The sequence below is a fragment of the Bacteroides mucinivorans genome (assembly GCF_034654355.2).
GTDB classification, from domain to species: Bacteria; Bacteroidota; Bacteroidia; order Bacteroidales; family Bacteroidaceae; genus Bacteroides; species Bacteroides nordii.
Genome location: NZ_CP178179.1, coordinates 1,405,754 through 1,419,105, shown reverse-complemented (window position 1 = coordinate 1,419,105; position 13,352 = coordinate 1,405,754). Strand labels below are relative to the sequence as shown.

At 42.0% G+C, this 13,352-nt stretch carries 11 protein-coding genes and 1 riboswitch; of the genes, 5 read left to right on the top strand and 6 right to left on the bottom strand.

The features are described 5' to 3' along the window. Positions 1-250: 250 nt before the first annotated feature. The 4 genes from trhA to VCM39_RS04905 all read left to right on the top strand — a co-directional run bounded on the left by trhA (position 251) and on the right by VCM39_RS04905 (position 5,831). Positions 251-901: a PAQR family membrane homeostasis protein TrhA gene (trhA, locus tag VCM39_RS04920; RefSeq protein ID WP_289293162.1), complete on the top strand. Its 651-nt coding sequence runs from the start codon at positions 251-253 to the stop codon at positions 899-901. A gap of 102 nt (positions 902-1,003) precedes the next feature. Continuing rightward, positions 1,004-1,188: riboswitch (cobalamin riboswitch) on the top strand. Between the two features lie 190 nt (positions 1,189-1,378). Next, entirely contained in the window at positions 1,379-3,772 is a 2,394-nt protein-coding gene (locus VCM39_RS04915; protein ID WP_221649586.1) for an anaerobic ribonucleoside triphosphate reductase, read from the top strand. Between the two features lie 106 nt (positions 3,773-3,878). Then, positions 3,879-4,349, top strand: a complete 471-nt coding sequence (gene nrdG / locus VCM39_RS04910) for an anaerobic ribonucleoside-triphosphate reductase activating protein (protein ID WP_221649585.1) — start codon at positions 3,879-3,881, stop codon at positions 4,347-4,349. Between the two features lie 81 nt (positions 4,350-4,430). Continuing rightward, positions 4,431-5,831, top strand: a complete 1,401-nt coding sequence (locus VCM39_RS04905) for an MFS transporter (RefSeq protein ID WP_221649584.1) — start codon at positions 4,431-4,433, stop codon at positions 5,829-5,831. 139 nt (positions 5,832-5,970) lie between these two features. On the opposite strand, the gene VCM39_RS04900 is transcribed toward VCM39_RS04905, so the two are convergent. Continuing rightward, the gene (locus VCM39_RS04900; protein ID WP_221649583.1) at positions 5,971-6,594 is read right to left on the bottom strand and encodes an HAD family hydrolase; all 624 of its coding nucleotides are present in this window, start codon (positions 6,592-6,594) and stop codon (positions 5,971-5,973) included. A 365-nt stretch (positions 6,595-6,959) separates the two neighbouring features. Between VCM39_RS04900 and VCM39_RS04895 the strand changes: the two genes are divergently transcribed. After that, positions 6,960-7,844, top strand: coding sequence for an FkbM family methyltransferase (locus VCM39_RS04895; RefSeq protein WP_002562450.1), 885 nt, complete (start codon positions 6,960-6,962; stop codon positions 7,842-7,844). Between the two features lie 67 nt (positions 7,845-7,911). Here the strand turns inward: VCM39_RS04895 and rseP are convergent, their stop codons facing one another. From rseP to murA, 5 genes are all read right to left on the bottom strand, one after another. Next, complete coding sequence (rseP, locus tag VCM39_RS04890; protein WP_221649582.1) at positions 7,912-9,264, bottom strand: RIP metalloprotease RseP; 1,353 nt, start codon at positions 9,262-9,264, stop codon at positions 7,912-7,914. A gap of 19 nt (positions 9,265-9,283) precedes the next feature. Then, the gene (locus VCM39_RS04885; protein ID WP_322933127.1) at positions 9,284-10,459 is read right to left on the bottom strand and encodes a 1-deoxy-D-xylulose-5-phosphate reductoisomerase; all 1,176 of its coding nucleotides are present in this window, start codon (positions 10,457-10,459) and stop codon (positions 9,284-9,286) included. A 3-nt stretch (positions 10,460-10,462) separates the two neighbouring features. Then, on the bottom strand, positions 10,463-11,323 hold the full coding sequence (locus VCM39_RS04880; protein WP_002562453.1) for a M23 family metallopeptidase: 861 nt from the start codon (positions 11,321-11,323) through the stop codon (positions 10,463-10,465). 76 nt (positions 11,324-11,399) lie between these two features. Then, positions 11,400-11,939: a ribosome maturation factor RimM gene (gene rimM, locus VCM39_RS04875; RefSeq protein ID WP_221649580.1), complete on the bottom strand. Its 540-nt coding sequence runs from the start codon at positions 11,937-11,939 to the stop codon at positions 11,400-11,402. Further along, positions 11,936-13,240 (bottom strand): UDP-N-acetylglucosamine 1-carboxyvinyltransferase, encoded by a 1,305-nt coding sequence (murA, locus tag VCM39_RS04870; protein WP_221649579.1) that lies wholly within the window; start codon positions 13,238-13,240, stop codon positions 11,936-11,938. Before murA ends, rimM begins: the two co-directional genes overlap by 4 nt. Between the last annotated feature and the right edge of the window lie 112 nt (positions 13,241-13,352).

Genomic DNA, 13,352 nt, shown 5'->3' with positions numbered 1-13,352 from the left:
AACACAGATGAACGCAAATTAAAAAACTGTAGTTCTTTATCATACATTTGTTCCCCTTTGCGAAAATCTGCGTTTCTGCGTTTCAAGAAAGATTTAAACTCTGTGGAACTCTGTGTTACTCTGTGGTGAGTTTCGCTCGTTTCTTTTCAGATATGAACAAGTGCTCTTATTATCCATTTTTAAACTGCCACAGGAAAATGTTTTAGAAAAATAGAGTACCTTTACGGCCGAAAGCTAAAAATGTACAGCATTGGATAATCATCGATATACTCATGGCGAAGAACTCGCTAATACACTCAGTCATGCTGCCGGAATTTTGCTGGGAGTTGTAGCAGGATACTTCCTGCTGGTAAAAGCAGCTACCGGTAGTGAGCCGAACTGGGCAGTTACCTGCATTACAGTCTATCTGGCAGGTATGTTATCGTCCTATATCAGTTCAACCTGGTATCATGCTTCCAGGCCGGGACCGAGAAAAGAATTGTTACGTAAATTTGATCACGGAGCTATCTACCTGCATATCGCAGGCACTTACACCCCATTCACACTATTAGTGATGCGGCATGCCGGCGGATGGGGATGGGGAATCTTCACCTTCGTATGGCTCTCTGCACTTGCAGGTTTTATTCTGAGTTTCAAGAAACTGAAAGAACACAGTAATCTCGAAACATGTTGTTACATTGGAATGGGTGCTTCCATCCTAATAGCCCTGAAACCATTAATGAACTGTCTTTCGGAGATAGGAGCCTCACCTGCTTTCTGGTGGTTGATAGGTGGAGGTGCTTCTTACATCATCGGCGCAGTATTCTATTCTCTTCGTAAACCTTATATGCATTCAGTATTTCATCTCTTCTGCCTGGGAGGTAGCGTAGGGCATATTATAGCAATCTGGACAATCTTATAAATCTTAAAAGTTTTCCGTTTTGGAAAACTTTCTGTATCAGGAAGAAAGAAAAGTTTCCCGAAATTTAATGTTAAAAGCCTTTATACCTATAAGTAAATCTCTTATCTTTGTCCCGGTTCCGGAACTAAAAAGAGGTTTAGTCACAAGGGAACGCTGTGCAAATCGGCGACAGTACCCGCTGCTGTAATTCTCTGAGAATCCGCACATTATGCCACTGTGCTTTATACATGGGAAGGCGTGCGAAGGAGGGATAAGTCAGAAGACCGGCCGGAACCAATGGACAATTAACAATGGACAGTTGACAATTGACAATTGACAGTTGGCAGTGAGCGATTACTGTTTATCCGATTTTAATTGCCGCCTATTTTTTTTATTAACCACTCAGTTGTCAAACATCAACTGCCTTTTGGTCAGCCAAAAACTGTCAATTGTCAATTGTCCACTGTCAACTGAACAAAGCTTTCGGGAATTAAAGTTATGAACTACGCTGAAATTTGTATCATCAAACGTGATGGTAAAAGAGAAGATTTCTCTATTAGTAAAATTAAGAACGCTATAACCAAAGCGTTCAATGCCTCCGGCATCACCGAAGAGCAGCAGCTCGTGGCTGACATTACCATGAATGTCATCAGCCGTTTTTCCAATCCCACTATTACTGTAGAAGAGATTCAGGATCTGGTAGAAAAAGAATTGATGAAAGTACGGCCCGAAGTAGCCAAAAAGTACATTATCTACCGCGAATGGCGTAATACGGAACGTGATAAAAAAACTCAAATGAAACACGTAATGGATGGTATTGTAGCCATTGACAAGAACGATATAAATTTGAGTAATGCAAATATGAGTAGTCACACACCGGCTGGTCAGATGATGACTTTTGCATCTGAAGTGACCAAAGACTATACGTATAAATACCTGTTACCCAAACGTTTTGCAGAAGCACATCAGTTGGGCGACATTCACATCCACGATCTGGATTATTATCCGACAAAGACGACGACTTGTATTCAGTATGATATGGACGATCTCTTCGAACGTGGGTTCCGTACCAAGAACGGAAGTATCCGTACTCCACAAAGCATACAAAGCTATGCAACACTCGCCACTATCATCTTCCAGACCAACCAGAATGAGCAGCATGGCGGACAAGCAATCCCTGCATTCGACTTCTTCATGGCGAAGGGAGTAAGTAAGTCATTCCGCAAACATCTGAGTTCATTCATCAGTTTCTACGTTGCAATGGAAAGTAACACAGCTGTAGAAGAAAAAGCGATCCGCGCATTAATAGAAGAACACCTTCCTTCTATCAAAACCAGCGAACTGGAACGCGAAACACTACGTATGGCACTGACTGCCTTGCAGATCAATATAGACAAAGAACATCTGGCACGGATCATAGAGAAAGCCTACTTTCAGACTCGTAAAGATACGCACCAAGCTATGGAAGGCTTTATCCATAACCTCAACACAATGCATTCGCGTGGAGGCAACCAGGTGGTATTCAGTTCTATAAATTACGGAACAGATACTTCCGCCGAAGGACGTATGGTGATTGAAGAACTACTGACAGCCACTATCGAAGGGCTCGGTACCCGCGGAGAAGTACCTGTATTTCCCATTCAAATATTTAAGGTGAAAAACGGAGTATCTTACTCAGAAGAAGATTATCAAAAGGCAATGAGTGATTTTGAAGCAGCAGAGGAAGGGCGCATGACCTTCAGTGCTCCCAACTTCGATCTTTTTCTGAAAGCCTGTCGTACAACAGCCAAGGCACTGTTCCCCAATTTCATGTTCCTGGATGCACCGTTCAACCAAAACGAAAAATGGGATGCCAACGATCCGAAACGTTATCGCTATGAATTGGCAACAATGGGCTGCCGTACACGTGTATTTGAAAACGTTGCCGGAGAAAAGTCTTCATTAGGACGCGGAAATCTCTCATTCACCACTTTGAATATGCCCCGTCTGGCTATTGAGGCACGCATTAAAGCGGAAAGCATCATTGAAGACAAGCGCAATACGGATGCCATCGAGATGAAAGCCAAAGAGATTTTCCTGGAATCAGTACGTGAAATGGCCACTCTGGTGGCAGATCAGCTTTACGCCCGATATCAATATCAACGTACTGCACTGGCACGTCAGTTCCCATTTATGATGGGTAATAACGTATGGAAAGGAGGCGGTAGCCTGAATCCAAATGAAGAGGTAGGCGATGTATTGCGCAGCGGTACACTGGGTATTGGCTTCATCGGCGGACACAATGCCATGGTAGCACTCTATGGCAAAGGACATGGTCACAGCGATAAAGCATGGAATACTTTGTATGAGACTGTGATGGAAATGAATAAAGTAGTAGACGAATATAAAGCTAAATATAACCTTAACTATTCTGTGCTGGCAACTCCAGCCGAAGGCCTTTCCGGACGTTTCACCCGGATGGACCGCCGTAAATATGGTAAAATTGAAGGGGTAACTGATAATGATTACTACGTAAACTCTTTCCATGTAGATGTAAAAGAGCCTATCAGCATCGTAGAAAAAATTAAACGTGAGGCCCCCTTCCATGCCATTACACGCGGAGGACACATCACTTATGTAGAACTGGATGGTGAAGCACAGAAGAATATACGTGCTATCGCTAAAATCGTAAAGGTTATGTATGACGAAGGTATCGGCTATGGCTCCATTAATCATCCCGTAGATACCTGTCACAACTGTGGATACAAAGGAGTCATTTATGACAAATGCCCAGTATGCCGAAGTGAGAATATTTTGCGTATGCGCCGCATCACCGGCTATCTGACAGGTGATTTAAGTTCATGGAATTCAGCCAAGCGGGCGGAAGAAAAAGACAGAGTGAAACACTTGTAGAGTTGAAAATTGAAAGTTGAAAATGAAAAATTACTATTCAGCATGACAACGCACGCAACTAATTTTCCATTTTCAACTTTCAATTTTCCATTTTCAATTAAATCAAATGAAGACTCTCAACTTACTATACACTTATCCGGAAACGATAGTAGATGGTGAAGGCATCCGGTACTCCATTTATCTGGCAGGATGCCGCCATTGTTGTCCGGGATGTCACAACCCGGAGAGCTGGAACCCATGTGCCGGTGAAGAGCTGACAGAAGAACGAATCATGGATATGATCCGTGAAATAAAAGCGAATCCACTATTGGATGGAGTAACCTTCTCGGGAGGTGATCCGTTTTTCAATCCTGAAGCTTTTCTCTTATTAGTGAAACGGATAAAGGAAGAAACCCGGCAAAACATCTGGTGTTACACCGGATATACCTATGAAGAGATACAGGCACAGCCCCGGTTAGCAGCAGCCTTACCTTATATTGATGTGCTTGTAGAAGGGCGTTTCATACAAGCACTCTATTCGCCTCATCTGGAATTCAGAGGAAGTAGCAACCAACGGGTGATTCGCCTGCACCGCTAAAAAAACTTATATTCAACTGACCACAACAACTGAAAATGTTTTTGTTTTGTTTAATTGGCAAGACTAAAGCATTTTTCGTTTATGAACCAAACACTTACTCCAAAAGCTTCTGACAAAGAAGAAACAGACGGTCTGCCCCTTCCGCGACGGATATGGGCGGTAGTAGCCATATCTTTTGCGCTTTGTATGTCGGTACTTGATATTAATATTGTAAATATCGTGTTGCCCACTCTTTCACACGACTTCGATGTATCTCCTTCCGTTATCACATGGATTATGAACGGATACCAGCTGGCAATCGTAATTTCATTATTATCTTTTTCTTCGTTGGGAGAAATATACGGATACCGACGTGTTTATCTCTCGGGAATAGCGCTCTTTTGCATCACCTCATTAATCTGCGCACTGTCTACTTCATTCTGGACACTGACACTTGCACGTATCTTTCAGGGATTCAGTGCTTCTGCCATTACCAGCGTGAACACAGCCCAATTACGTACCATCTATCCACGCAACCAGATTGGACGCGGAATGGGAATCAATGCAATGGTAGTTGCCATATCCGCAGCTGCAGGACCTTCCATAGCAAGCGCCATACTTGCCGTCAGTTCATGGCACTGGCTATTTGCCATCAACATACCTTTAGGATTAACAGCCCTGATACTCGGACACAAATATCTACCCCGGAAAGAAGAACGTTCCAAACGTAAGTTTGATATAAAAAGTGCTATTACCAACGCAGTTACATTCGGGCTACTTATCTATACAATGGACGGATTTGCTCACCACGAGCGAATGGACTACATTGTCATTCAGATAGTTATATTGGTTATAGTAGGCATCTACTACGTTCGCCGGCAATTGGGACAATCCTCTCCGCTTTTGCCGTTGGATTTACTAAAAATACCCATTTTCACTTTATCCATCAGCACTTCCATCTGTTCGTTTACCGCACAGATGCTGGCGATGGTTTCCCTGCCTTTTTTCCTGCAAAACACGTTGGGACACAGTGAGGTCATGACTGGTTTACTACTGACCCCATGGCCTATTGCCACTCTGATTACCGCACCTACAGCTGGATACCTTGTTGAACGCATCCATCCGGGAATCCTGGGAAGTATCGGTATGATACTTTTCGCAACCGGACTCTTTTCACTGTCTACACTCACCGCAGAATCAACCGATCTCAGCATTATCTGGCGATTGGCACTATGTGGTGCAGGCTTCGGTCTGTTTCAAACACCCAATAACAGCACGATCATATCCTCCGCACCTACCGCACGGTCGGGAGGAGCCAGCGGAATGTTGGGAATGGCAAGGTTATTGGGACAAACATTCGGAACAACACTTGTTGCATTGCTATTCAGCTTCATAGCACATGAAAAGAGTACTTCCGTCTGCTTGCTCGTAGGAAGTGGATTTGCAGTGGTAGCAGCTATTATCAGCGGATTACGGATTTCTCAACCTTCAACAGTAAAGTAATATCATGTATTTCCTCCATATACCTCAACAAAAGCGATACACAGAGTATATATATTGCCTGCATGCAGGATACGCCCGGCGTACATACAGCCAAGGCGTACTCTGCATGCAGGCAAAGTAGTTCTCACATACCGGTACTTTACAGACCCGCTAACAGCTGTGACAATTCTTTCCGCCAGTCCATACCATTCTCCGGTTGATAAGTATGTAGCCCAAATTCTTTGCCGATATATATATTCGAAGCTCCATCGTCAACAAAAAGTGTTTCGGAAGGAAGCATACCACTATCTTTCAACATATAGTTAAATATTTCTGGTTCAGGCTTAGTGCAACCTATCTGATAAGACAGATACAATTTATCACAATAATCCGTCAAAGGCTTTCCCTGAGAAGAAAATCCGGGACTGCATGCCCACGACATTACATAGGGGTTCGTATTACTTAAAATATATACATGATAAGACTTTCTGAGTTCCAGCATATAATCAAGCTTGCGTATATCTACCCCCGTGAAGAATCCCAGCCATGCCTGTCTGGTCTCCTCCATTGTCAGCTCACGTCTGCACAACTCTCCCAGCTTATCCCGAAATCCTTCTGCTGTCAGTTTACCCTCTTCCAGCTCCTGGAAAATACCAGTCTGATGATACTTATCCAAACGTGTTTCTGCATCTTTCAGTCCTAACTTAATAAAGGCTTGAACCGCTTTATCACGATCTATGTCAGCAATGACACCCCCAAAGTCAAATACGATGTTCTTTACCATAATACTCGATGTTATATTTAGGGCAAAGATAAGTCTTATCCTCCTATGAGACAGTGTATAAGTGCTTGATCTTCATCAAAAAGAAGAACTCATTGTACAATCTGAGATTTGGCATCAATGCCGTAAAAACAAAATCCGACCTATGACAACGATCAAAGCAACTGCAAGAATAATAAACAAGGCCTTTTTTCGTATAAAGACAACTACAAAAGAAGAAGAATCATAACTCTATACAAACTAAACAATTATGGTTATCTACATAAAATTCTCTATAAATAGAATAATTATCAATAAAACATATATAATTACTATCTAAATTATACCAGAAAAAGTCGTTATTTGTAAAATCAAGTAAAACAACATCTATGACTCTACTTAACAAACTCAGTTACAAAGTAAAATGTACTTATAATAATTACTTCTGGAAACAAACCCTCAAGAATATGAAGCAGGAAATCTGCGTATATTATTCAACACATCCTTCTGAAGACGATGAAATAAACAAAGCACTTTCATACATGAAGCAACATACACTATGTACTTTCCTTTCTCCTTTTATTGAGAAATACGACAGTAAAAATATAGCAGTGTACAAAGATCCTAAAAACGGATTACTTTATGTTATGCACGAAAAGAAAAAACTCTATTTTAAACGATCTTATAATCCTACAACCGTAAGATTCTGCTACTGTGGACTTATCACGGAACAGGACCCCGATTCTCCTCACTGTTATACGGATAGCAAATTTAAGGTAGAAAATAAAGAAGTTCTATTCGATATCGGGAGTGCAGAAGGCATATTTGTACTTTCAAATATAGAGAAAGTCAGCCATGCAGTCTTATTTGAAAAAGACCGGGAATGGGTAGAAGCACTCGAAGCTACCTTCGCACCATGGGCAGAAAAGATAACCATATTTCCCCAATATGTATCAGATCATAATGATGAAGAAAATATAAGCATCGATACGTTTTGTACAACATATGCTCACCGACCCGATTTTATCAAGATAGATGTGGAAGGAGCAGAACAGACCGTTCTGAATGGAATGGAAAATCATCTGAACACCATCCCGCTAAAGATAGCTTTATGCACTTATCACAAAGCCGGAGACTATGATCAATTCTATGAATGGCTTTCCGAAAAAAAATTCAAAATCACTCCTTCAAAAGGGGTGATGATATTCCTGAATAATATCCGGTTACTCACTCCACCTTATTTTAGAAAGGGATTAATAAGAGCTTATAAATAAAAAGAAGGTACAGAGGTTTTATAATATAATCCTCTGTACCTCCTATATGTTCTGTACTGAAATTATCTTAAAAGAAGAATCTCAATATATCATTAAAGTTAGCCCATATCAACAATCCGAAAAGCAGGAACATACCTACCATCTGTGCATACTCCATAAACTTATCACTCGGTTTGCGACGCGCAATGATTTCGTAGAAAAGGAATAATACATGTCCGCCATCTAATGCAGGGATAGGCAAAATATTCATAAAGGCAAGAATAATAGAGAGAAATGCCGTCATATACCAGAACTGATGCCAGTCCCAGGTAGCGGGGAAAATACTTCCGATTGTTCCGAAACCACCCAACTGCTTAGCTCCTTCTTTTGAGAAGAGATATTTCATATTGCCAACATAGCCTTTCAATGTTTTCACTCCTAAGTGCACACCGGCAGGGAAAGATTCAAAGAAGCCATATTCCTTAGTAACCATCGGCATCACCCGATTCATAGGCTGTGCATAAACACCGATACGGAAAGCAGAATCTGTACCTAAAGTTACAGTATCCATCTCTCCGGCACGAACATAAGTCAACGTGATCTGATGCAGATCTACAGTATCGTTACTCAAAGTTGATGCCTTCTGTTTACGTGCCGCCATCTCTTCAAGATAATCAAAATAAGAAACAGGTTTGCCATCAAGTGCTATAATACTATCACCCGGCATAAGGCCAGCCTGAGCTGCATGTGAATTAGCTATTATACTATCTACCACATAAGGCACTCGGAAAGAAGCAAAACGCACACTATCAGCCATCAAACGCTGCATCATATCTTCGGGAATATAAACTGAAGCTTTCTGTCCTCCACGAAGTACAGTCACTTCACGTGCATCAGCAACCTGGCTCAACACATCAGCATCATAACGCAGAAACTCCACACCATCAGCTGATAACAGCACATCACCATCCTGAAAACCTACAGCCTTAGCAGTCTCATTGAACTGCATACCCAACGGTGCTTCCTGAATTTTAATATATTGATCACCCCAGGTGAAAAGAATCATAGAATAGATGAACAATGCCAACAGGAAATTGAACAATACGCCACCTACCATTATCAACAATCGTTGCCAAGCCGGTTTAGAGCGAAACTCCCATGGTTGTTCAGGCTGTTTCATCTGATCAGTATCCATTGACTCGTCTATCATCCCGGAGATCTTGACATAACCACCCAAAGGCAACCAGCCTACGGCATATTCTGTATCACTCTTCTTTGGCTTAAACTTGAAAAGAGTGAACCAGGGATCAAAGAATAAACAAAACTTTTCGACCCGCACTTTGAATAGACGGGCAAAGAGAAAATGTCCCCCTTCGTGTATAATAACAAGCAACGAAAGGCTCATTATCAACTGGAGGGCACGGATTAAGAATGTTTCCATCGGTTTATTTACAATTTTACTATTTACTATTTACTATTAGTTCAGTGGCTATGCGGCGGGCTTCGGCATCAGTTGCCACATAGTCATCATACGTAGGAACCTGTACGAACGAAGCACGTTCCATCGTCTGCTCTATTACATTACTCATTGCAAGGAAGCCTATCTCATCACGCAGAAAAGCAGCAACCACCACTTCATTGGCGGCATTAACGATACAAGGCATATTGCCTCCGCGATACATAGCTTCATAAGCCAGAGCCAGATTGCGGAAACGTTTGGTATCAGGCTGTTCAAAGGTGAGACTGGTACACTTGGCAAAATCCAAACGATCAAACGAAGAAGCAACGCGGTCGGGATAAGAAAATGCATACTGAATAGGCAAACGCATATCAGGCATACCTAATTGTGCCTTTACAGCACCATCTTCAAACTGCACCATCGAGTGAATAACTGATTGAGGATGCACCACCACTTCTATCTGACTTGGCTGCACACCGAACAACCATTTAGCTTCAATCACCTCAAAACCTTTATTCATCATAGAAGCAGAGTCGATTGTAATCTTAGCCCCCATCTCCCAGTTAGGATGCTTCAACGCCTGTACTTTGGTGACAGTTTGCAACTGTTCCAGAGTATAGGTACGAAACGGACCACCAGAAGCAGTCAGTATTACTTTTTCAATAGGGTTTCCCACCTCACCGGAAAGACATTGAAAGACTGCTGAATGTTCCGAGTCTACAGGTAAAATAGGAGTACGGTATTGCTGCGCCAATACATTAATTAATTCTCCGGCAACAACCAGCGTTTCCTTGTTTGCCAAAGCAATGGCCTTGCGGGCACGAATAGCATTAATCGTAGGTTTCAGACCAGCATATCCCACCATAGCGGTCAACACAATATCTATGGGTCCGGACTCTACAATCTGACACAAGGCTTCGACACCGGCATATACTTTAATAGGTAATTCGCTCAGTGCCTCTTTCAGTTGATCATATTTCTCTTCGTTAGCTATAACTACGGCCTCAGGCTGAAACTTTCGTGCCTGGGCTATAAGCATATCTACTTTATTATTGGCTGTCAGGGCATATACCTCATACAATTCGGGATGTTCTTCAATCACCTGTAGAGCTTGCGTACCAATAGAGCCTGTAGAGCCCAGTATAGCTATTTGTTTCTTTTTAATCTCTTTATTCATGATTTAGAATACAATGTACTTTTCGGGATTCACCGGACGTCCTTTATTCCACAATTCAAAATGCAAATGAGGACCTGTAGTAAGTGTTCCACTATTTCCAACCAAGGCAATGGCTTCTCCTGCCTGTACCTTATCACCTTCACGTTTCAATAATGAACCACAATGTTTATATATAGAGACGAAGTCCTGATTGTGCTGTACTTCTATCAAATAACCGGTTTCGGCTGTATAGGTACTCAGAATAACCGTACCATCCAACGTAGCGAGTACACTCTCGTTGGGATTGGCAGCTATATCCGTTCCGTAGTGCTTCTTCTCAGCATCGAAGTGAGCAGAAATCATACCACGCGTAGGACGATAAAAAATCAGTCCGTTCACATTAGGCTGCGAAGTGATAGAGGTAAGGTTGTACTTCTCTGCTTCCTCATACTGGCGGCGGAATTCCTCTTCACGTTTGGTACGTTCCATCAGAGAGTCCTTACGCAAAGTTGTCAGTGTATCCATACTTTGTACGGAGTCAACACGGACTTTTCCGCTAAAGATATCCTGAATATTCATAATATACAGATTCTGCCGTTCTACCAGTTGTTGCAGAGAATCCACACGTAAAGCGTTAGCCACTATCTGGTTACGAACCTCACTATTCATATATCCGGGAAGATAGTTGCGCAAAGGAGTGAAAGCAATAATAATGGCAGCAATCAAAAAAAGAATAGTCAACACAGAAAGCAAAACAGAAAGACCATTCAATTTTGATACACGAATCCCCACCACCTCTTCGAGTGTATTCTCGTTGATAATAGTGAGTTTATACTTGAACTTTATATTGTTCCAAAAGGCTTTACTGCGTTTCTTCTTTGGCATTATTTTATCGTATTGCGTACAAATGTAAGCATTTCGCTAATTCTTTCTACTACTGATTACACAGATTAACACTGATTCATTCTTCTTCAAGTTCATCAAGATTCAGTAACCCTTCGGGCAAATCAACCACAATGAGTTTCCGTTCCTGATCAATACCTTTAATAAACTCTTCCTGTGCAGGTACCAACAGTTCTTCACCATCCGGACGTTCTACCACAAAAAGCGTGTTAACAGTAGATGTGTCTACATCTGTCACTTCTCCCAAATCGCCGTGAGTGTCATCCTTCATACGGAAACCAACAAAGAAATCCCAGGAGAGTTCTCCCGGTTCCGCTTCGTTCACATGCTCTATAGGGAAATATACATCTACATTGGTAAACATACGGGCACGCTCGGCAGTATCTACTCCTTCAAGTTTCACCAAAGCTGTGGAGTCAGAACGAAAACGGTACTCTTCTATAAAAAAAGGAACAAAAATACCGTCGAGCAGACAAATAAAGTAGTCACAATCAACACGGTCGAAGATGTCATCTGTAAAAGTGAACGACAACTCACCATGTATACCATGAGGTTTATTAAAAAATCCTATTTTATATACTTCTTCTTTTCTTATCATATTCGTGTAATTCGCGCACCAATAGCATTCAACCGACCCTCAATATTCTGGTAACCACGATCTATCTGCTCTATATTATGAATACGACTAATCCCTTCGGCACTCATTGCAGCAATCAGCAAAGCAATACCGGCACGAATATCAGGTGAAGTCATATTACCACCACGCAATTTGAAACCGTGATTATGTCCGATTACAACAGCACGGTGCGGATCACAAAGTATTATCTGCGCTCCCATATCTATCAGTTTATCTACAAAGAACAGGCGGCTTTCAAACATCTTCTGATGTATCAGCACACTTCCCTTGGCTTGTGTGGCTACTACAAGCAGTACACTAAGCAAGTCGGGGGTAAGTCCGGGCCAGGGCGCATCGGCAATAGTCATAATAGAACCGTCAATAAATGATTCTATCTGGAAGTTTTCCTGTGCAGGAACATAAATATCATCTCCACGCTGTTCCAGTTTAATACCAAGACGACGAAAACTTTCAGGAATAATACCCAGGTTTTCGTAAGAGACGTTCTTTATAGTGATTTCACTCTTTGTCATAGCCGCCATACCGATAAAACTACCTACCTCAATCATATCAGGCAGTACTGTATGTTGTGTGCCATGCAACTCTTCCACCCCTTCAATAGTCAGAAGATTAGATGCAATACCACTGATCTTAGCCCCCATCCGGTTGAGCATCTTACAGAGCTGTTGTAAATAAGGTTCACAGGCAGCGTTGTAAATGGTAGTGGTTCCTTTCGCCAGAACAGCAGCCATCACAATGTTGGCAGTTCCGGTTACGGAAGCTTCATCCAACAACATGTAAGTACCATGCAGGTTATCTGCAGTAATTTCATAAACACCACGTTCGTCGTTGTATCTGAAATCAGCTCCCAGACTCTGAATACCGATAAAGTGGGTATCCAAACGGCGACGACCAATCTTATCACCACCGGGTTTGGAAATCATAGCTTTACCAAAACGAGCTACCATAGGCCCTATCAGCATCACAGATCCCCGCAGGCTGGAACATTTCTTCAGAAACTCATCACTTTCCAAATAGGCCATATCTACATTTTCAGCTTTGAAACTATACGTATCAACACCTTGCTTTGCAACTGTCACCCCCATATCTCTCATCAGCTGAATAAGATTATTAACGTCCAAAATGTCGGGAATGTTATTTACTATTACTTCCTCAGCAGTAAGCAATGTAGCGCAGATAATCTGCAACACTTCGTTTTTAGCACCCTGCGGATGAATCTCTCCACACAGTTTGTGCCCTCCTTCGATTACAAATGAAGCCATATGATTAGTAGTTAGAATTTAGTAGCTAGTAGCTGGAATTCAGTAGTAAGTAGTTAATAGTCAGATTTTAGTAGTCGGTAGCTCAAACAACACGCCACATGGATTCTAGCGA

Excerpts from the sequence above, each read along its gene's own strand:
- rseP (WP_221649582.1), bottom strand. The coding sequence starts at position 9,264 with ATGGAAACATTCTTAATCCGTGCCCTCCAGTTGATAATGAGCCTTTCG.
- VCM39_RS04900 (WP_221649583.1), bottom strand. The coding sequence starts at position 6,594 with ATGGTAAAGAACATCGTATTTGACTTTGGGGGTGTCATTGCTGACATA.
- nrdG (WP_221649585.1), top strand. The coding sequence starts at position 3,879 with ATGAAGACTCTCAACTTACTATACACTTATCCGGAAACGATAGTAGAT.
- rimM (WP_221649580.1), bottom strand. The coding sequence starts at position 11,939 with ATGATAAGAAAAGAAGAAGTATATAAAATAGGATTTTTTAATAAACCT.
- VCM39_RS04885 (WP_322933127.1), bottom strand. The coding sequence starts at position 10,459 with ATGAATAAAGAGATTAAAAAGAAACAAATAGCTATACTGGGCTCTACA.
- VCM39_RS04905 (WP_221649584.1), top strand. The coding sequence starts at position 4,431 with ATGAACCAAACACTTACTCCAAAAGCTTCTGACAAAGAAGAAACAGAC.
- VCM39_RS04880 (WP_002562453.1), bottom strand. The coding sequence starts at position 11,323 with ATGCCAAAGAAGAAACGCAGTAAAGCCTTTTGGAACAATATAAAGTTC.
- VCM39_RS04895 (WP_002562450.1), top strand. The coding sequence starts at position 6,960 with ATGACTCTACTTAACAAACTCAGTTACAAAGTAAAATGTACTTATAAT.
- murA (WP_221649579.1), bottom strand. The coding sequence starts at position 13,240 with ATGGCTTCATTTGTAATCGAAGGAGGGCACAAACTGTGTGGAGAGATT.
- VCM39_RS04915 (WP_221649586.1), top strand. The coding sequence starts at position 1,379 with ATGAACTACGCTGAAATTTGTATCATCAAACGTGATGGTAAAAGAGAA.